Source organism: Brevundimonas sp. GCM10030266 (assembly GCF_042666595.1).
Taxonomy (GTDB): domain Bacteria; phylum Pseudomonadota; class Alphaproteobacteria; order Caulobacterales; family Caulobacteraceae; genus Brevundimonas.
Genome location: NZ_JBHTCY010000002.1, coordinates 477,713 through 496,254 on the forward strand (window position 1 = coordinate 477,713; position 18,542 = coordinate 496,254).

General features: G+C 68.0%; 22 protein-coding genes. 6 read left to right on the forward strand and 16 right to left on the reverse strand.

Features of this window, described 5'->3' with window-relative positions; all coding sequences use genetic code 11:
* Window positions 1-65 precede the first annotated feature (65 nt).
* The 4 genes from ACFQQC_RS08925 to ACFQQC_RS08940 all read right to left on the reverse strand — a co-directional run bounded on the left by ACFQQC_RS08925 (window position 66) and on the right by ACFQQC_RS08940 (window position 2,890).
* Entirely contained in the window at window positions 66-767 is a 702-nt protein-coding gene (locus tag ACFQQC_RS08925) for a hypothetical protein (RefSeq protein ID WP_376861740.1), read from the reverse strand.
* Window positions 768-849: 82 nt separating this feature from the next.
* Window positions 850-1,230, reverse strand: coding sequence for a VOC family protein (locus ACFQQC_RS08930; protein ID WP_376861742.1), 381 nt, complete (start codon window positions 1,228-1,230; stop codon window positions 850-852).
* Between the two features lie 53 nt (window positions 1,231-1,283).
* Window positions 1,284-1,763 (reverse strand): NUDIX hydrolase, encoded by a 480-nt coding sequence (locus ACFQQC_RS08935; protein ID WP_376862110.1) that lies wholly within the window; start codon window positions 1,761-1,763, stop codon window positions 1,284-1,286.
* A 20-nt stretch (window positions 1,764-1,783) separates the two neighbouring features.
* A complete protein-coding gene (locus tag ACFQQC_RS08940) occupies window positions 1,784-2,890 on the reverse strand; it encodes an S-(hydroxymethyl)glutathione dehydrogenase/class III alcohol dehydrogenase (RefSeq protein WP_376861744.1) in 1,107 nt (368 codons plus the stop codon).
* Between the two features lie 164 nt (window positions 2,891-3,054).
* On the opposite strand from ACFQQC_RS08940, the gene ACFQQC_RS08945 reads away from it, so the two are divergent.
* Together ACFQQC_RS08945 and ACFQQC_RS08950 are read left to right on the forward strand one after the other, a co-directional pair.
* Window positions 3,055-3,957, forward strand: a complete 903-nt coding sequence (locus ACFQQC_RS08945; protein ID WP_376861746.1) for a LysR family transcriptional regulator — start codon at window positions 3,055-3,057, stop codon at window positions 3,955-3,957.
* Window positions 3,954-4,676, forward strand: coding sequence for an NAD-dependent deacylase (locus tag ACFQQC_RS08950; protein WP_376861748.1), 723 nt, complete (start codon window positions 3,954-3,956; stop codon window positions 4,674-4,676). Before ACFQQC_RS08945 ends, ACFQQC_RS08950 begins: the two co-directional genes overlap by 4 nt.
* On the opposite strand, the gene ACFQQC_RS08955 is transcribed toward ACFQQC_RS08950, so the two are convergent.
* The 6 genes from ACFQQC_RS08955 to ACFQQC_RS08980 all read right to left on the reverse strand — a co-directional run bounded on the left by ACFQQC_RS08955 (window position 4,655) and on the right by ACFQQC_RS08980 (window position 9,752).
* Window positions 4,655-5,995, reverse strand: coding sequence for an amidohydrolase family protein (locus ACFQQC_RS08955; protein ID WP_376861750.1), 1,341 nt, complete (start codon window positions 5,993-5,995; stop codon window positions 4,655-4,657). The two genes, ACFQQC_RS08950 and ACFQQC_RS08955, sit on opposite strands and share 22 nt — an antisense overlap.
* A gap of 98 nt (window positions 5,996-6,093) precedes the next feature.
* Window positions 6,094-6,666: a manganese efflux pump MntP family protein gene (locus ACFQQC_RS08960; protein WP_376861752.1), complete on the reverse strand. Its 573-nt coding sequence runs from the start codon at window positions 6,664-6,666 to the stop codon at window positions 6,094-6,096.
* Between the two features lie 222 nt (window positions 6,667-6,888).
* Window positions 6,889-7,212, reverse strand: a complete 324-nt coding sequence (locus ACFQQC_RS08965) for a YnfA family protein (protein ID WP_376861754.1) — start codon at window positions 7,210-7,212, stop codon at window positions 6,889-6,891.
* Window positions 7,213-7,219: 7 nt separating this feature from the next.
* Window positions 7,220-8,023: an RNA methyltransferase gene (locus ACFQQC_RS08970; protein ID WP_376861756.1), complete on the reverse strand. Its 804-nt coding sequence runs from the start codon at window positions 8,021-8,023 to the stop codon at window positions 7,220-7,222.
* A gap of 42 nt (window positions 8,024-8,065) precedes the next feature.
* Complete coding sequence (locus ACFQQC_RS08975; RefSeq protein ID WP_376861758.1) at window positions 8,066-9,094, reverse strand: S1/P1 Nuclease; 1,029 nt, start codon at window positions 9,092-9,094, stop codon at window positions 8,066-8,068.
* Window positions 9,095-9,119: 25 nt separating this feature from the next.
* On the reverse strand, window positions 9,120-9,752 hold the full coding sequence (locus tag ACFQQC_RS08980; RefSeq protein ID WP_376861760.1) for a glutathione S-transferase family protein: 633 nt from the start codon (window positions 9,750-9,752) through the stop codon (window positions 9,120-9,122).
* Window positions 9,753-9,971: 219 nt separating this feature from the next.
* On the opposite strand from ACFQQC_RS08980, the gene ACFQQC_RS08985 reads away from it, so the two are divergent.
* Entirely contained in the window at window positions 9,972-10,592 is a 621-nt protein-coding gene (locus ACFQQC_RS08985; protein WP_376861762.1) for a 3D domain-containing protein, read from the forward strand.
* A 188-nt stretch (window positions 10,593-10,780) separates the two neighbouring features.
* On the opposite strand, the gene ACFQQC_RS08990 is transcribed toward ACFQQC_RS08985, so the two are convergent.
* Both ACFQQC_RS08990 and ACFQQC_RS08995 read right to left on the reverse strand, forming a co-directional pair.
* On the reverse strand, window positions 10,781-11,533 hold the full coding sequence (locus ACFQQC_RS08990) for an SDR family NAD(P)-dependent oxidoreductase (RefSeq protein ID WP_376861764.1): 753 nt from the start codon (window positions 11,531-11,533) through the stop codon (window positions 10,781-10,783).
* 202 nt (window positions 11,534-11,735) lie between these two features.
* Window positions 11,736-12,059, reverse strand: a complete 324-nt coding sequence (locus ACFQQC_RS08995) for an Mpo1-like protein (RefSeq protein ID WP_376861766.1) — start codon at window positions 12,057-12,059, stop codon at window positions 11,736-11,738.
* Between the two features lie 105 nt (window positions 12,060-12,164).
* Between ACFQQC_RS08995 and ACFQQC_RS09000 the strand changes: the two genes are divergently transcribed.
* A complete protein-coding gene (locus ACFQQC_RS09000) occupies window positions 12,165-12,374 on the forward strand; it encodes a flagellar hook protein FlgE (protein ID WP_376861768.1) in 210 nt (69 codons plus the stop codon).
* 3 nt (window positions 12,375-12,377) lie between these two features.
* Here ACFQQC_RS09000 and ACFQQC_RS09005 read toward each other — a convergent pair whose 3' ends face one another.
* A complete protein-coding gene (locus tag ACFQQC_RS09005; RefSeq protein ID WP_376861770.1) occupies window positions 12,378-12,905 on the reverse strand; it encodes a hypothetical protein in 528 nt (175 codons plus the stop codon).
* A gap of 141 nt (window positions 12,906-13,046) precedes the next feature.
* Here ACFQQC_RS09005 and ACFQQC_RS09010 point away from each other — a divergent pair, with 141 nt between their 5' ends.
* Both ACFQQC_RS09010 and ACFQQC_RS09015 read left to right on the forward strand, forming a co-directional pair.
* Window positions 13,047-13,394 (forward strand): DUF1428 domain-containing protein, encoded by a 348-nt coding sequence (locus ACFQQC_RS09010; RefSeq protein ID WP_376861772.1) that lies wholly within the window; start codon window positions 13,047-13,049, stop codon window positions 13,392-13,394.
* Window positions 13,395-13,472: 78 nt separating this feature from the next.
* Window positions 13,473-14,357, forward strand: a complete 885-nt coding sequence (locus ACFQQC_RS09015; RefSeq protein WP_376861774.1) for a Ku protein — start codon at window positions 13,473-13,475, stop codon at window positions 14,355-14,357.
* A 3-nt stretch (window positions 14,358-14,360) separates the two neighbouring features.
* Here the strand turns inward: ACFQQC_RS09015 and ligD are convergent, their stop codons facing one another.
* From ligD to ACFQQC_RS09030, 3 genes are all read right to left on the reverse strand, one after another.
* Window positions 14,361-16,946, reverse strand: coding sequence for a DNA ligase D (ligD, locus tag ACFQQC_RS09020; RefSeq protein ID WP_376861776.1), 2,586 nt, complete (start codon window positions 16,944-16,946; stop codon window positions 14,361-14,363).
* A 122-nt stretch (window positions 16,947-17,068) separates the two neighbouring features.
* Complete coding sequence (locus tag ACFQQC_RS09025) at window positions 17,069-17,482, reverse strand: hypothetical protein (RefSeq protein WP_376861778.1); 414 nt, start codon at window positions 17,480-17,482, stop codon at window positions 17,069-17,071.
* Between the two features lie 700 nt (window positions 17,483-18,182).
* On the reverse strand, window positions 18,183-18,452 hold the full coding sequence (locus ACFQQC_RS09030) for a hypothetical protein (RefSeq protein ID WP_376861780.1): 270 nt from the start codon (window positions 18,450-18,452) through the stop codon (window positions 18,183-18,185).
* Window positions 18,453-18,542 lie beyond the last annotated feature (90 nt).

The following is an 18,542-nucleotide window of genomic DNA, read 5'->3' on the forward strand; positions in this document are numbered from 1 at the left end:
GCCCAGCAGACCGAACCCGGCCCTCTTCATAGTTCGCCGCACGCGCGGCGTCCGCTTCAACCGCCTCAGCCTTCGGGCGTCACGACGCGGGTCGGCTGCCCGTTCTCGTCCCTGAAGGTGATGCGCGCGGCGCCGTCCGCCGCCACGCTCAATACCAGACGCGCCCGGCCCGCGCCGTCGCGCAACACAAGTTCAGACGCGCCCGAGCCCTGGCGCCCGAGGAAGGCGCGCGGGAAGCCTTCCAGATTGGCGGACTGCATCGCCTCTTGCTGCTGCTCCGGCGTCAGGCCGTTCAGGCGCTCCAGCACGGCGAAGTCGATCGATTCCTCGGGGCGGTCATTCACGAAGACGCCGGAGACGCGGCGCGCCCCCTGCTGGAAGCCCATGATCTGGACGGTCTGGTCCTGCTCATAGCCGTCGAAGGTCAGGCTGCCGCCGGACGTCTTCACGCCGTCCACATTCCGGCCGCCGAACACCAGACCGCCGACCTCGGTGCCTTCCTCGTTCATGAACAGCATGCCCGCGGTGTCCCGCCCCGGATGCGGAACCTCGCGCCCGCGATAGGGGATTTCGGGGAAGGCGGTCTGGTTGGAAATCACCATCCGCAACGTGCCGTCCGGCTCGCGCACATTGATGCGCTGGACATCAATCTCGGTGAAGCGCGCCGGGCCGACGCCCTGCACCGCACCCGAAACCATCACCCCGACAAAGACCGCGGTCAGCACGCCGGAGTAGGCGATCAGGGCCTTCTGTGCGTCGAATTTCATGTCGTCCCCCTTCATTGAACGGGGCTTGGTAGCCCCGTTCAGATCGACACGCTGACGCGGTCAGTTGTCGCAAGCGCGACGGTTACTTCGGCCGATGCAGGGCGCAGATCTTGTTGCCCGACGGGTCGCGCAGATAGGCTAGGTTCAGGACGCCGAACGGGCCCTTGCGCTCGCCGGGCGGATCCTCGATCGACGTGCCGCCCGCCTCGACGCCGGCGTCGTGGAAGGCCTTCACCGCTTCCGGATCACGCGCGCCGAAACCGATGGTGCCGCCGTTGGCGTGGCAGGCCGGGTCGCCGTCGATGGGTTTGCCGACCGCGAACGAGCCGCGCGCCGTCCGCCACCAGTAACGCCCCATGCCGTCCGGCTGGCCCGGTTCGATGCCCAGGGCGCCGAGCGCCGCATCATAGAATTTGCGCGACGCCTCAATGTCGTTCGCGCCGACGGTGATGTGTGTGAACATGTGTCTCCTCCCTTGTTGGCCCGACCTTATCCGAGGTCAGTTTTATTTGGCAACTAACCTGTTGTCCGGAGGCTCGAGGGCCAGTCGCGGACGACGACGTGGCGGGTCTCGGACGGGGGCTCCAGCAACCCGGTCTTCAGGAAGCCCGGGACAATGACGAGCTCCGGATCAGACGGATCGAGCCAGGCGTACTCCAGCTCCAGCTCCCCCTCACAGCCGGCGAAGGTCTGCGGGGTCTCCCCCTCCACGGTCATGGCCAGGAAGAAGGCTATCTCGTGATAGGGCTCGCCCTGCCAGTCGAAGAAATTCTCCGCGACCCAGAGCACCGGTCCCGCCGACACGACCAGACCGGTTTCCTCGTCCAGTTCCCGCACCAGAGCCTCGGCGGCGGTCTCATGCAGTTCGATGCGTCCGCCGGGCAGGGTCCAGAAGGAATCGCCCGCCATACGATGCAGCAGCGTCCGCCCGTCGCGCCGGGCCACGCCGCCGACGCGGACGTTGAAGCGTCCGCCCGCTGCCCTGAAGTTCAGCATGGCGGACACGCCCGGGCTCCCTAGAACACCACCACCGACCGGATGCTCTTGCCTTCGTGCATCAGGTCAAAGGCCTTGTTGATGTCCTCAAGGCCGAAGGTGTGGGTGATCATCGGGTCGATCTCGATCTTGCCGTCCATGTACCAGTCGACGATCTTCGGCGTGTCGGTGCGACCGCGCGCGCCGCCGAAGGCCGAGCCCTTCCAGACGCGGCCGGTGACCAGCTGGAACGGACGGGTGGCGATTTCCTTGCCCGCCTCGGCCACGCCGATGATGATGCTCTCGCCCCAGCCGCGATGGCAGGCTTCCAGCGCCTGACGCATGACCACGGTGTTGCCGGTGCAGTCGAAGGTGTAGTCGGCGCCGCCGCCGGTCAGCTCGACCAGATGGGCGACAACATCACTGACGTTCTTCGGATTGACGAAGTGGGTCATGCCGAAGCGGCGGCCCCACTCTTCCTTGTCGCCGTTGATGTCCACGCCGATGATCATGTCGGCGCCGACCATCTTCAGGCCCTGGATGACGTTCAGCCCGATGCCGCCCAGACCGAAGACCACCGCATTGGCGCCCGGCTCGACCTTGGCCGAGTTGACCACCGCGCCCACGCCCGTGGTCACGCCGCAGCCGACGTAGCAGGCCTTGTCGAACGGCGCGTCCTTGCGGATCTTGGCTAGGGCGATCTCGGGCAGGACGGTGTAGTTCGAGAAGGTCGAGCAGCCCATGTAGTGGGCGATGGCCTGACCCTTGTAGCTGAAGCGCGAGGTGCCGTCGGGCATCAGCCCCTTGCCCTGGGTCGAGCGGATCGAGGTGCAGAGGTTGGTCTTGCGCGAGAGGCACGACTTACACTGGCGGCATTCCGGCGTGTAGAGCGGGATGACGTGATCGCCGACCTCGACCGAGGTCACGCCTGGTCCGACTTCCACAACGACGCCCGCGCCCTCGTGGCCGAGGATCGACGGGAAGATGCCCTCGGAGTCCAGACCGTCCAGCGTATAGGCGTCGGTGTGGCAGATGCCGGTGGCCTTGATCTCGACCAGCACCTCGCCGGCGCGCGGCCCTTCCAGATCGACCTCGACGATCTCAAGCGGACGTTTGGCCTCGAAGGCGACGGCGGCGCGGGTTTTCATGATCCAAGGTCCTCCGGAGGCCCCTACCGCTTGCCGCGCGGCGGCGCGCTGCTTGAGGGGAAAGTGATCTGTGCGCCCCTTCTAGGCCCGACTTCGGACAGGCGAAACGGCGACAAACGCAAAACATTATTGCTGACACGGGACAATCATGCTGGATCGTCCGCATGAGCAGTCGCTGGGACGGGATCGACGAATTCACCGCCGTGGCGGAGCAGGCGAGCTTCTCCGCCGCCGCCAAACGCCTCGGCCTGTCCACCTCCGCCGTCAGCCGCGAGATCGCGAAGCTGGAGGACCGACTGCAGACCCGCCTCCTGAACCGCACCACCCGCCGCGTCGAGCTGACCGACGCCGGGCGCGACTTCCTCGACCGCTGCCGCCGTCTGATCGACGAACGGGACGAGGCCCTTGCCGCCGTCCAGCCGGACGACAGCGCTCCGCGCGGCCTGCTGCGGATGACCTGTTCGGTCTCCTATGGCGAACGGTTCGTCGCCCCCGCCGTCAACCGCTTCGCCCGCGCCCATCCCGAACTGTCCATCGAGCTGGACCTCGATAATCGGCTGCGTGATCTGGTCGGCGACGGCTACGATCTGGCCGTGCGGTTCGGCCACCTGACGGATTCCCGGCTGATCGCGCGCCGGCTGGCGTCACGCCGCCTGATCCTCTGCGCCAGCCAGGACTACCTCGCCCGCCGGGGGGCGCCCCGCGCCCTGGCCGAACTCCCGTCCCACGATCTGCTGACCGGCTCGTCCGAACACTGGCGCTTCACCGAGGGCGGGCGCGAGACCACCCTGCGCCCACAGGGCCGCTGGCGCTGCAACTCCGGCGCGGCCGTTCTGGATGCGGCCCTTCAGGGGCTCGGCCTGTGCCAGTTGCCGGACTTCTACGTCACCCAACCGCTGCGCACCGGCGCCCTCGTCGCCCTGCTGCCTGACCACCGGCCACCCGATGAAGGGGTCTGGGCCGTCTATCCCCACCGCCGCCACGCCCCGCCCAAGGTCCGCTTGATGATCGACCATCTTCGGGAAAGTCTGGCGACATCGACCACCCTCCCCGAGGCCCTGCCATGAACCTCGTCGTCCTCACCGGCGCCGGCATCTCGGCGGAAAGCGGCGTGCCGACCTTCCGGGCCTCGGACGGCCTGTGGGAGGGCCACCGGATCGAGGAGGTCGCCACGCCCGAGGGCTTCGCGGCCAATCCGGCGCTGGTGCAGGACTTCTACAACAAGCGCCGCCGCCAGCTGGCTGAGGTCCAGCCCAATCTCGCCCACCACGCCTTGGCCGAACTGGCCGCGCGGTGGGAGGGCGACTTCCTGCTGGTCACCCAGAACGTCGATGACCTGCACGACCGCGCCCATGCGCTGGTCCCGCCCGCTCCCGGCTTCCAGCTGATCCACATGCACGGCGAACTGCTGAAGGCGCACTGCACCGTCACAGGCCGGGTCATCGACTGCCCCGGCGATCTGGACCCGCGTCACGACAGCCCGTTCAGCCCCGACGGCTGGCTGCGCCCCCACATCGTCTGGTTCGGCGAGATGCCTCTGGCCATGCACGTGATCGACGCGGCGATCTCGCAGGCCGACCTGTTCGTCTCCATCGGCACCTCGGGCGCCGTCTATCCGGCGGCCGGCTTTGTGCAGGACGCCCGCCGCGCCGGCGCCCGGACGGTCGAGATCAATCTCGAACCGACCCAGGGCGCGGGCCTGTTCGACGACGGCCTCTACGGCCCGGCGACGGAGACGGTGCCGGCCTTCGTCGACAGCCTGCTTCAGTCCGCCAGCAAGGGCTGACCGTCGCGCCAGACCGCCTCGATGGTGCGGCTGGCGGCGATGTCCGCGGTCGCATCGCCGGTCAGCACGATGAAGTCGGCGCGGCAGCCGACCCGCAGGCAGCCCCGGTCTTCCAGCCCCATCATCTCCGCCGAGGCCGATGTGGCGACGGTCAGGGCCTGAACCGGGGTCATCCCGGCGGCGACCATATGGCCCAGCTCCAGATGTTCGGCGAAGCCCGGAACCCGCAGCGGGGTCGCGCCCGAGTCCGTGCCGAAGGCGATCTTCACCCCGGCCTGATGCAGGGTTCGCAGGTTGGCGATGTTGGTCTCGACCGCCCGGCGCGGCCCCGCCGCCCGGCCCAGCGCCTGCTCGCGCCATTCCGCATCCCGGAACCGCGCATCCAGCGCCGGGTTCAGCGCGCCGCGGAAGAAGGGATCATCGAGCCACTCGGGATGGGCGGCGTAGATGTATTCGGCTTCGTTGATGTTGACCGTCGGCACGTACCAGACGTCATTGGCCTTCAGCAGGTCGATGAACTCCTGATCGACCGGCACGTCGCGGACGCCGTGGCCGATGATATCGACGCCGGCCCGGATCACGCCCTTGGCGTCTTCCAGATCATGGATGTGGGCGGCGGCCTTCAGACCGCGCGCGTGCGCCTGCTGGATGGCGGCGGCGTAGATTTCGGGCGCCATCTTCGGGACGCTGTCGTTCAGGTCGTCGACCCAGACCTTGATCACGTCGACGCCCGCGTCAGCCATGGCGTCGACGGCGGCGCGCGCCTCCTCCGGCGTGCCGGCGCGTCGCAGGGCGTCCGGCGGCCCCATGCTCTCGGGCGGAGCGCCCCTCGCCGCCCCGACGCCGCCGCCGGCGCCATACAGGTCCGCGCCCGGGCTGACCGAGCCCCGCGCGCGGTCCTCCCGCGCAGTGCGAAGCTCGTGGAACAGACCGCCGTTCATGCCCAGGGCGTTCACCGCCACGACGCCGAAACGCTGGAACTGGGCCAGGTCCTTGGCCACCGTCTCGCGGGTGTAGTTGTGACCGCCGGCGTCCACGCCGTTGACCATGCCGACGTGCGAGTGGGCGGCGATCAGGCCCGGGATCAGGGTGCGGTCATCCAGCGTGATCCGCTGGGCGCTGACCGGCGCCTCGATCTCCGCCTGCGACCCGATCTGTTCGACCCGGCCGTGACGCAGGATCAGCCGGGCGTCGGTGATGACCCGCTGCCCGTCGAACACCCGCGCCGCGTCCACCACGGTGATCTCCGGTCCCGCCACCGCAAGACCGGGAGACAGGGCGAACCACAGGGCTGCGGCGGCGACGGTCGAACGCATCATGGGGAGGACTCCGGGCACAGGCTTGACCGGACCCTAACCCCGCCGGCTCGCCCGCCGTTGCGGAAACGGGCGGCTTGCGACCACCCGACGCAGCGCCGTCAGGCCAGCCACCCCATGTGATCCGCCAGGATCGAGGCGCCGATGACGATCAGGGCCACGCCGCCGACGAACTCGGCGATCTTGCCGAAGCGGGCGCCGACGGCCTTGCCGATCAGCATGCCGATGGTGGTCAGGACGAAGGTGGTGAAGCCGATCGACAGGGCGATGATCCAGATGTTCGCGCCGATGAAGGCCAGACCCACGCCCACGGCCGCCGCATCGATGCTGGTGCCGACAGCGGTGGCGATCAGGGCCAGCATGCCGTTGCGCGCCAGGCGCGCGCCCTGATCATCCTCGTCGACCGGCTGGAAGGCCTCCCACAGCATCTTGGCGCCGACCGCGCCCAGCAGGCCGAAGGCGATCCAGTGGTCGATCTGCTCGACGAAGCCCGCCGCGATCAGGCCCAGGCCCCAGCCGATCAGAGGCGTGATGGCCTCGATCACGCCGAAGACCAACCCGTTGCGCACGGCGGTGGCGACCGGCGGCCGGTTGGCCGCGCCGCGCCCGACGGCAGCGGCGAACGCATCCGTGGACATGCTGAGGGACAGCACGGCGATCGAGAGAGGGGTCATCAGAATTGAATCCGCCGGACGCACGAGACAGCGCGCTCACGTCCCCGCCGGTTGGGGATCGCAAGGCACGCTGGTCTCGCCAGGCGGACACGAGGTCCACTGATCGCGCCACGGGCCCTAAAGCCACGAGTATGTTGACGCGAACCCGGCCTTTATGGGCGCCGGCGGCTACTCCCCAACGGGGCGGCGTCTACGCCCTTCCCGGAGTCGGATCAACCGTACTCACCCCCGTGGGGCAAACAGGATGATCCCCGCGCCGATCAGACACACCGCGCCGCCGATCAGGTCCCAGCGGTCCGGCGAGGTCTTCTCGACCAGCGCCATCCAGATCAGGGACGAGCAGATATAGACCCCGCCATAGGCCGCGAAGGCCCGGCCCGCCGCCTCGGTCGGAACCAGCGCCAGCAGCCAGGCGAAGGCGATCAGGGCGACGACGCCGGGGATCAGCCACAGCGGCGACCGGTCCAGCTTCAGCCAGGCCCAGAAGGCGAAACAGCCCGCGATCTCGGCAATGGCCGCCAGCGGATAGATCAGGATCAGCTTCATCCTTGCCCTACCCCTCGCTGCGCGGCGGCTCGGTGCTTGAGGACGCCGCGTCCGTCTTCGCCGCCATCTTCGCCAGCAGCCGTCCGCGCCCCTTCGACAGGGCGTGGATCACCCCGCGGAAGGTCGCCACCTCCTGCTCGGAGAAGGCGGCGCGGCCCAGCATGACGCGCAGGTTCTGGCTCATCGAGCGCTTCTTCTCCGGCGGATAGAAGAAGCCGCCCGCCTCCAGCTCGGTCTCCAGATGTTCGTACATCCCGACCAGAAGGTCGTTGGACGCTGGCGGGGCCTGATCGCGGAAGCGCGGCGGCGGGGCGTCGAGGATCAGGGTGCGCCACTCATAGGCGTTGATCGCCACCGCCTGCGCCAGATTCAGCGAATGGTGCTTCGGGTCGATCGGAATGGTGGTGATGCCCGCGCACAGGGCGATGTCGGTCGTCTCCAGCCCGGCGCGTTCGCCGCCGAACAGCAGGCCGGTCTTCAGGCCCGAGGCGGTGTCGTCATACAGCACCCGCGCGCTCTCGCGCGGGGTGCGGACAGGCTGGCGGGTCTCGCGCGGACGGGCCGTGGTGGCGAAGACGGTGTTCAGGTCGGCGATGGCCTCGGCCACCGTGTCGAACACCTTCACCCCGTCCAGCACCCAGTCGGCGCCCGAGGCCGTGGCCCAGGCCCGGTCCTGCGGCCAGCCGTCACGCGGGCTGACCAGACGCAGCTCGCTCAGGCCGAAATTGGCCATCACCCGCGCCACCGCGCCGATGTTGTCGGCCAGCTGGGACTTGTCGAGGATGACGACGGGAGGGGTCAGATCGGACATGGGCCGTCCCTACCCCTCCCTATCGGTCAGCGAAAGACGCGATCAGTCCTCGCCGTGCATCGCCAGCCAGGGGTCGACGGTCCCGGCCTCGACCTCGGCCACCTTCACCGCCGGCCATCCGATGTTGTCATCGGCCGAGTCCCGCCAGGCGAGGATGAAGAAGTCACGCAGTTCCGAGGCGCCAGCCGACAGGCGGGCGACGGTGAACTCGGCCCCGCGCGCATCGCCCTCGGCGAACCCGCCGGCCTTTTCCAGACGATAGAAAGGCGTCACCTGCGACAGGGTCTCGCGCAGATAGGCGGGCACCCGGGCGCGCATGTCGAAGCCATCCAGCTTGGGCTGGGCCATCCCGGCCTCGACCAGATCCAGACGGGCGACGCGGGCGGTGAAGGCGCCCTCGAACATGCTGTGCGTCTGGCGCGAGGTAGTGAAGCCTTCCGGATTCGGCGTGTTCCGGTCCCAGCCGTTGTAGTGGATGGTGGTGTGGTGCGGCTGCGAGCCGTCGCCGATGTAGTGGCCCAGCACGCCCATGTCGCGCAGGATCAGGGCCTCGCGGCGCTCACGATCCACGCGATACCAGGCGCGCTTGGTCGGGTCGGTCTCACGCGCCTCCTGGGCGTTCAGCACGCGCCAGTAGGCGAAGTCCCGCACCAGGTTCTGGTAGGCGTCCCAGATGGCGTAGGGCAGGTAGCCGGCGTCATCGACATCCAGCCCGGCGGCGATGAGGGCGGCGTCATATTCCGACTTCAGCCGCGGCAGGCTGTCGACCGACGGCCCCTGGGCGTTGAAGACGAAGCCGTTGTCATCCAGATCGACGAAGTGAGCCGTATCCCGCTCGCGGTCGTGGGGCTGGCCGGCGCCCTTCCAGCGGTCCGGCTCGCGCGACAGCTCGCCGACATCGGCGGCGGCGGACGGCGTGCGCAGGAAGGCGGGCATTTCCTCGGGCAGGGCGCGCATGGCGGCGATGCCGATCAGCCGGTGTCCGGTATTGCCCCACGCCTGAACGACGGCGGGAACGGCGACGGCGGCCAGCGCGCAGACGGCGGCGGCGGCGAGGGCGATGCGCTTCATGGGGCAGGGTCCGGGCTGTGAAGCCTCAGGCGTTAGAGCGGCGCGCGCATGCCGTAAAGCGGTTCGTGCGTCTCAAGCGATGCCGAACGCCGCCTCCACCCGGCTGACCCAGGCCCTGACGTTGGCGTAGGGCGTCAGGTCGAAAATCGCCCTCATGCGCCACCCGCGTGTAGGCGACCAGCGCCAGGTCGGCCAGCGAGACCGCCTCCCCCGCCAGCCAGTCGCGCCCATCCAGCCCGCCCTCCATCCGTGCAAGAGCGGCGTAGCCCTTCTCGACCAGTCGCGGATCAATCTCCTCCGCCGCCCGCCCCGCGATGGCGCGCTGAAACCGCACCACGGCGATGCAGGGCTCGTGGCTGTACTGCTCCCAGAACAGCCATTCGAACATCCGGGCGCGGTCATAGGCGTCCGCCGGGATCAGGGCCGTCCCCTCGCCCATGTGGACAAGTATGGCGTTCGACTGCGCCAGCGGCCGCTCGTCCGCCAATACAATGGTCGGCGTCTGCCCGGCGGGGTTCAGGGCCAGAAACTGTGGGGATCGGGTCACACCGGTTGTGACATCAGTTTCGATCCAGCGATAATCACGCCCCAGCCATTCCAGCAACCACTTGACCTTCAAACAGTTGCCCGAACGAATATCGCCATAGACAGTAAGCATCTCGCGCCAGCAAAGAGTTGTTGATCTACGAATACAGCTTACAGACTTGTCAGGATCATCCAAGCACGGTTCCGCTTGACCCTCCAGAAGCCTGACTTATCCCCCGCTCATCCGGACGCGAGGTCGCACCCGCGCGCGCAGGTCTGGCTTTTGACACAATTAGAAACGAAAAGCCCCTCGCCGGACGCGTCTGGGGCCGGTGATTCCGCGAGTCCGCCTATGTTCGGCACTGCCGCCGCGTTCGCCCTGATGTGGGCGATGGCCTTCCCTGCGCAAGCAGACACCACCGGCGAACCGGTCACCTACGAAGCCGCCTCGGCTCAATCGTGGGGCACGGACCAAACCGGTGCGACGGACGAAGGTTCCAACGACGGCGCTGTGGTCGAACTGACCGCCGAACAACAGGACCTGATGGACGGCGACGCCCGCTGGAGCGCCTCGGCGCGCCTCTATCACGCAGGCGGCGGCGGCGCGACGGGCAACGACAGCCTGGGCTGCCGCCCGATCGCCATGCGTACGGTCGCCGTCGATCCCCGCTACATTCCGCGCCGCAGCGTGCTGTTCATCCGCGAGACGGTCGGCCTGCGCCTGGCCGACGGCACCGTGCACGACGGCTACTGGTACGCCTCCGACACCGGCGGCGCGATCAAGGGCCAGAAGATCGACCTCTACACCGGCCACGGCCGCGGCTCGATGCAGCCGGCCATGCGCCTGAACATGCGCACCCTGACCATCGCCGACGCCGGTCGCTTCGACGGCTGCCCGCCCTCGTGGGACGACACCCCCAGCCGCGCCCCCCTGATGGCCGAAGCCGCCCGCAACGTCGGCGCCGCCAACTAGGTCTTTCGAGCCCCGCTCACAGAAAACCCCGGCTCCTGCGAGCCGGGGTTTTTCTTGCGCTCAAGCAGCGAGGGGCCGCGCCCCGAGCGATAGCGCCAAGGATGCGCTCAAGCAGCGAGGGGCCGCGCTCCCGAGCGATAGCGCCAAAAAACAATAACCCCGGCTCGCTAGAGCCGGGGTTATTGACCTCAGACCTTGAAGGCCAGGAAGCCATCGTCGGCCGCCACGGTCGAGCCGTTCACCGCCGAGGCCGCATCGCTGAACAGGAAGGCCACCACGCTGGCCACCTTCTCCGGCTGGATCAGTTTGTTGGTCACATGCTGGGCGGCCAGGGCGGCGCGCGCCTCGTCCGGCACATTCTTCATCATCGGCGTGTCGATGAAGCCCGGGGCCACCGCGGCGACGCGGATGCCGTGCTCGGCCAGCTCCAGCGCGCCCGAACGGGTCATGGCGATCACCGCCGCCTTGGCCGCATTGTAGTTGAAGCTGCCCTTGGCCGCGACCGAGCCGTAGATCGAGGCTGTGTTGACGATCACCCCCTTCACGCCCAGCTCGACCATCTTCTTCGCGCCGAAATACATCCCGTAATAGACGCTGAACTGGTCCACCTCGATCACCCGGCGATAGGAGGCGGGGTCCATCTCCAGCAGCGACTGCACCTTCGAGATGCCCGCATTGTTGAACACGCCCGTCAGCGTCCCGAGCTTCTCGACCGCGAAGGCGACCATCGCCTCGACCGCTTCCGGATCCGACACATCCACCTTGTAGGCGAAGGCCTTCACGCCCAGCTTCTCGACCTCGGCCACGGTGTGGTTGGCGCCGTCGATATCGAAGTCCGCGATGATCAGGTTCGCGCCCTGCCGCGCCAGTTCCAGCGCCGCCGAATGGCCGATGCCGCTGGCCCCGCCCGTGACGATGATCGCCTGATCCGTGAGTGCCATGAAGTCTGCTCCTTTTCACATGGAGCAACGCATATAGGATGCCGCAACAACCGCACCCGTGACAGCGACGGAAAAGTGATCCCCTGAACGGCGGTTTCCCACGCTCAAGCAGCGAGCCGCCGCGCGGCAAGCGTTAGCGCCAGAAACATGCGCTCAAGCAGCGAGCGACCGCGTCGCAAGCGTTAGCGCACCAAAAAGCCCCTCAGAACTTCCGCTTGCCGGTGATTGTCTCGAAGAACATCCGCCAGTCGCCCATCAGGCTCCACAGTGGGTATTTGAACGTCGCCGGCCGGTTCTTCTCGAAGAAGAAGTGGCCGACCCAGGCGAACCCGTAACCGATCACCGGCATGGCCAGCAGCCACCAGGGGTTCAGGGTGACGATGGCCAGCGCCAGCGCCACCAGCACCAGCGCCGACCCCACGATGTGGATCCGTCGGCAGATCTGGTTCGAGTGCTCGTGGATGTAGAACGGATAGAAGTGGCTGAACGACTGGTAGCGTTCGCCGGGTGCGGGCTGGTGGGTCATACGCTGACGTTCCGCCCGGAACGGCGTGCGGTCAAGCGTTCACCATGCCTGTCAGGCCTCCGGTAAGGCGCCGCCCGACATACTGGCGTCTCACGGGAGCCTGCCATGCAAGTCTTCACCATCGCCGCCGCCGGCGTCGCTGACGCCTCATCGCGGTTCGCCGCCAGCGCCGAACGCACCGCCCGCGATCCTCTCGCCGACCTCACCGGCGAGACCGTCGAACGCATCGGCGCCGAGGTGGCGCTCAAGGCCAATGTCTCGGTCCTGAAGACCGCCGACCAGATGTACGGCAACCTGCTCGACATCCTCGCCTGACGGTCAGACCTCGGCCGGCTCCGGCCCCAGCAGCCGCTTCACGAACGGCCAGATGTTGGTCAGCGCCGACAGGAAGCCGACCACGCTGGAAATCCACTGGAACGCCGTCCACACCCCGCCCAGCAGGTCCCCGTCGCCGACGGCCTCGCTGATCGGGAACAGCAGCCGCGCCACCCCGATCTGGAAGGCGGCATAGGCCTCGGAATATTCGATCGACCGGTCCGCCAGGAAGGCGATCAGCACCGCCGCCGACACCGGCGCCCACAGCAGCGGCAGGACCAGCAGCACCGCCAGCAGGAGCACCGCCAGCTTTGTGCCGGGCGTCTGTTTTGACATCAGGCTGGCGATCAACCCACCGCCCAGCGCCAGCAGCACCCCCAGCATCGCCGCCGGCAGCACCAGATCCGCCGCATCGATCAGATCCAGAAACAGGGCCGCCAGCCAGACACCGACGCCCGACAGCAGGAAGCTTCCCACCCACAGGGCGCCGTACTGGCCCAGACGATGCTTCAGGTGACCCAGGCTGATCATGGCGACGGCCCCGCGACGGTTAACCGTACAATGACCCGCGTTATGCCGGCTGTCGATCCGGGCGATCGCGCGTTAGACAGACGCGACACCCGCGCCCTTCACCCGAGCCCGATCCGGGCGCCCTCATCTCCGGAGACTCCCATGCCCTTCATCGACATCACCGTCATTCCCGTCCCGACGGACAAGAAGGACGCCTATCTCAAACACTCCGCCGACACCTCGCCCCTGTTCCGCGAGGCGGGCGCCCTGTCGGTGACCGAGACCTGGGGTGAGGATGTGCCGGACGGCAAGCTGACCGACTTCAAGCGCTCGGTCGCGCTCGAGGCGGGCGAGACCGTCGCGGTCGGCTGGATCACCTGGCCGGACAAGGCGACCCGCGACGCCGGCTGGGAAAAGCTGATGCAGGACGAGCGGATGATGGCCGGCAACCCGCCCTTCGACGGCAAGCGCATGATCTACGGCGGCTTCGAGCAGATCGCCGAGCACTGAGGCGCGGCGCATCCCCGGGGGCGGTCAGCGAACTGATCGCCCCGCCGGGTGTTGAGTCGGCCTCAAGGAGGCTCGACCATGGCTGCTCGCCCGACCTGGCAGGGACATCTGAAGCTGTCGCTCGTCAGCTGTCCCGTGGCCCTCTACACCGCCACCACCAGCGCCAATGACGTGCGCTTCCACCTGATCAATCCCGAGACCCACAACCGCATCCGCATGGTCCCGACCGACCCGGACGCGGGGCCGGTCGAGCGGGCCGATCTGGTGAAGGGCTATGAGGTGTCCAAGGACGAATACGTCCTGTTCGACGACGCCGACTTCGACAAGGTGAAGCTGGAGAGCACCAAGGTCATCTCCATCGACAAATTCGTCAACGAGGCCGAAATCGACCGCCTCTACTGGGCCGATCCCTTCTTCGTCATGCCCGAGAAGGGCGCCGGGATCGAAGCCTTCGTCGTCATCCGCGACGCCATGAAGAAACAGGGCAAGGTGGCGCTGGGCTCGCTGGTTCTGCGCGGCAAGGAGCGGCAGCTGGCGCTGGAGGTGCGCGACAAGGGCCTGCTGGCCTGGACCCTGCGGGCGCATGACGAGGTGCGCGACGCCGGCGACTATTTCGACGACATCCCGAAGGTGAAGGCCGACGCCGACATGGTCGAGATCGCCACCCGCATCATCGGCCAGAAGGAGGCGGACTTCGATCCGACCACCTTCAAGGACCGCTATGACGACGCGCTCAAGGCCCTGATCAAGTCCAAGACCAAGGGCGGCAAGCGGCTGGTCGAGGCGCCCGAGCCCGAGGACACCAATGTCATCGACCTGATGGCGGCGCTGCGGAACAGCCTGAAGGGCTCGGCCTCACCCGCGAAGAAGACGGCGAAGAACTCGGCCAAGAAGCCCGCCGCCAAGGCGGCCGCGAAGAAGGCTCCGGCGAAGAAGCCCGCCTCCCGCAAGAAGGCCGCCTGACCCTCAGCCCACGCCGAACCGCTTCAGCAGGGGACGCAGCGAAGCCTCCGCCTCGCGAAAGTCCGCCCACGGGTCCGGCTTCTTCAGCAGCGCCGCCGCCTCATGCAGGGTGAAGGCGCGCGGATCGAGGCCCTTGCGGACCTGCCCCCAGGACAGGGGAAAGGCGATCCCGGCGCCGGCGCGCGCCCGGGGCGACCAGGGCGCCACCGCCGTCGCCGTCCGCCCGTTGCGCAGATAGTCGATGAAGATCTTCCCGCCCCGCGCCTTCTTGGCCAGGGTCGTCGTGAAGCGGTCCGGATCGTCGCGGCGCACCTCTTCCGACACCGCCCTAGCGAAGGCCTTGCACTGGTCCCATTCGATCCGACTGCGCCCGTCCGAGCGGATCGGGACCACGACATGCAGCCCCTTGCCGCCGGTCGTCTTCACGAACGGCGTCAGGCCCAGCGCCTCCAGCTTCGTCTTCACCGCCTTCGCCCCGGCGATCACGTCCTCGAAGTCGAGGCCTTCGTCCGGATCAAGGTCGAAGGTCACCTGTTCCGGCGTCTCCGGATCGTCGGGCCGACAACCCCACGGATGCAGCTCCAGCCCGCCCGCCTGACCGATGGCGACCAGACCGCCGACGTCCGTGACGCCCACATAGGGCTTTCGCTCTCCCACCTCGATCAGCTTCAGCCGGGGATTGGAGCCCGGCATGGCGTGACGCTGGAAGAACTTCTGCCCCTCGATCCCGTCTGGCGCGCGGACGATGGAGACCGGGCGGTCGACGACATGCGGCAGGATGCGGTCGGCCGCCATCTCATAGTAGCGGGCCAGCTCCGCCTTGGTGATCGCGGGCCGTCCGTCCGCCGCGGGCCACAGCACCTTGTCCGGGCTGGAGATCGTCACCCCGGCCACGACCACCCTGCCCTTCGCGGCCTTTTCGCCAGGGACGGTGATGGGCGCGGCCTTGCCGCCCGCCTTCGGCTTCGCCGGAGCCTGCGGACGCTCCGTCACCTCGGCGGCCGGCTTGTCCTGCCGCAGCCCCTTGAACGCCGCCTGCCGCAGCGTGCCGCTGTCGGTGTAGCCGCCGTGCTCGACCTCGGCGACCAGCACCGGCTTCACCCAGTGCACCGTGTGCGGCCCGGCGCGGCGCTTCGGCGCCTCCCTGCCGACAAAGGGGCTCCTGTCCGTCGCCACCGCCTTCAGCGCCGGCTCCAGCGTCTTCAGCACGGCGGCGGAATAGCCCGTCCCGACCCGCCCCAGATGACGCAGCCCGCCCTTGTCCTTCACCCCCACGATCAGCGAGCGGAAGCGGTTCCCCTCGGCGGTCCAGCCACCGATCACCACCTCGTCCCCGCCCCGGCATTTCGACTTCACCCAGCTGGACGACCGGCCCTCGCGATAGGGCGCGTCCAGTTTCTTGGAGATCACCCCCTCCAGGTCCATCCGGCAGGCGCTCAGCAGCACCGCCTGTCCGCTCGAGCCGAAATGGTCGACATAGCGGATACGCCCCCGCGCGCCCTTGGCGATCCGGTCGATGTACGCCTGCAGCCGCGCCTTGCGATGCGACAGCGGCAGCCCCCGCAGATCCTCCGGCCCCTCGAACAGCAGGTCGAAGGCGAAATAGACCAGCCCGCCGGTCTTCCCGTCCGAGATCGCCGCCTGCAGGGCCGAGAAGTCGGGCCGGTGCTCACTGTCCAGCGCGCACAGCTCCCCGTCGATCACCGCGTCCGGCCAGCGCGCCGCATCCTCCGCCAGCTCCGGAAATTTCGCCGACCAGTCCAGCCCCTTGCGGGTCCGCACCGTCGCCCGCCCGCCGCCGGTCGCGACCTGCAGGCGATAGCCGTCAAACTTGATCTCATGCACCCAGCCGGCGCCGCCGGGCGGATAGTCCACCGGCTTGCACATCTGCAGAGGGATGAAGGCGTGGGGCTTTCTCGCCTTCGCCGTCACCGCCGCCCGCGCCTTCGGCTTCGCCGGCCCCTTGCGCGCGACCGGCTTTGACGCGGTCCACTGCTTCCGTCCCTCGGCGATCTCGGCCAGGCTGCGGCCCGTGGTGACCGAGGCGTCGATCTCCATATTGGCGTCGCCCTCGCCGGGCACGGCCTGCTCGTCCTTCTCCTTGATGAGCAGCCAGTTGTTCCGTTTGGACGGCTTGCCGCGATCCGACTTCAGCCGCACCAGCGCCCAGCCGCCCTTCAGCCGCTCGCCGTCCAGCCACATCTTCACCGAGCCCCTGGCGAAGTCGGCTTCCAGCGTCTCCGGCGCCTGCGGGGTCCAGGTCCCGGCGTCCCACATCTGCACCGTCCCGGCGCCGTAGTTGCCGGACGGGATGGTCCCCTCGAACCCGCCGTAGTCGAGGGGATGGTCCTCGACCTCGACCGCCAGCCGCTTCACCGCCGGATCGCGCGACGGCGCCTTGGTCACGGCCCAGGATTTCAGGACGCCGTCGAACTCGATGCGGAAGTCATAGTGCAGCCGCGTCGCCGCATGCCGCTGGATCAGATACCGCAGCGGCGCGCCCTTCGCCTTTCGCCCCTTCGCCCCCTTCGGCTCCGGCGTCTCACCGAACCGCCGCTTCTTCCGATAGGTCTCCAGCTCCCCGCGCATCCGGCTTGTCCTCAAGGGTGTGAGGCGGAGTCAACGCGGGGGGCGGCGGTTGGATCAGCGGACGCTTTGGATGTCCGCTATGGCTGGTGAGCGGACACTGCGCCCTTACGCGGCCTCTCGACTCATTGTTCGCATCTGACTGGATCAGGGTCGCGGAGCTGCTGCTCAAGCAGGAAGATCTCCTCACTCAGCCTTGGCGCTTCACAGGGCGCATCGACGGCATCGCCGTCCAGAACGACGACTTTCCGCCCTCCCTCATGCTTGATGACTTCCTCAGCACCGCCCAAGGCGCCGACCTTCAGGTTGGGGCAAAGGGGTTTTGACACCCGCAATCGGCCAGCGTTGTCTGCTTCTTCCAGATGAACTGGCCAGTAAGTCGCCATGCCGAAGGGTGCGCGTCGTTGTAGTTCGTAGATCACCACGCAACGCCGACCCGACGTCGCACCGAGATCGATTTCAAGATCGACAGGCTGACGGGGCGGTGCGCAGGCAACCACGGAGACGCCCACCAAGGTGGAGGCGACGATCCCGCTCAATATGTTTCGCATGGGGCCGACGATTGCATCCGCGTCGAACGTCCGCAACGGGTGGGTAGCGGACCTCAGTCGCCCGCCCGCTCATCGAACATGTGGTTTGTCGGCCACCACAGGTTTGGACCATGTGGGCGGGGCTCGTCCTCAGATGGAGAATGGAGGTCAGCGTCTAATCCACACCAATCCCACTTGCCGTCAGTGTTAGCTGCATAGCCGTAGACGCCCACGTAATCCGCAAGGTCTTCGCCGTCTTCGTTGGCGAGGGCCGCTACGACCATGCCACGTTCGTCCGCTTGGCTGGGTTGAACCAATCGCCACGGCCCTTCGGAATAGATCACTCTTTCGAGGGCGTCGCGTGATGCACCGCCTAGGCCCGCTTCCGCCCAGCATCTGGCCCAAGGCCCCAACTCCGGGGCATCAATGCCCCTAACTCGAATCCACTGCCCCTCGAAAACCAAGCTGTCGCCGTCGAGTACCGTGATGTTCTGATGAGGTGCGGCGGGTAGAGGGTAATCGTCATTGCAGGCAGCAGTCTGAAGACAGCCGAACGCGATTATCAGGCAGAGGCGGCTCGACTTCATAAGGTCCAGCTTGAGGCACACGTGGAACGTCCGCAATGGGTCGAACGCCGAACTTCGCCTTGCCGGTCAGAAGCGAATTTCGATGGCCCGGTCGCCCCGGGTCAGTCTTCGCCGTGCCCCCTTTACCGCCCATGCTGCCGCCACATCCGCGCCTCGGGCTCCTCCCCCGGCTCCGGCGGCAGCAACACCCCCTCCCCGTCCCAGTACCGCCTCGCCCAGCCGCCCCTCACCCCGCGCAGGAAATCCCGCCGCGCCTGATCCGGGCCCAGCACCCGGGCGCGCCAGCGCGGGGCCTCCAGGGCCCAGTTGTCGGCCACGTCGTAGCCGGTGTCGCTCAGCAGGTCCCGGGCCATGCGGAAGGCGCGCTCGCCCCAGTGTTTCTCCAGCCGCATCGTCTCGGTCGCCCGCCAGCGGGCCTGAACCTCGGGCGAGGGTTCTGGCGGAAGGTCGGCGCGACGTCGATCTCCGCCTGTCGGCGTGCG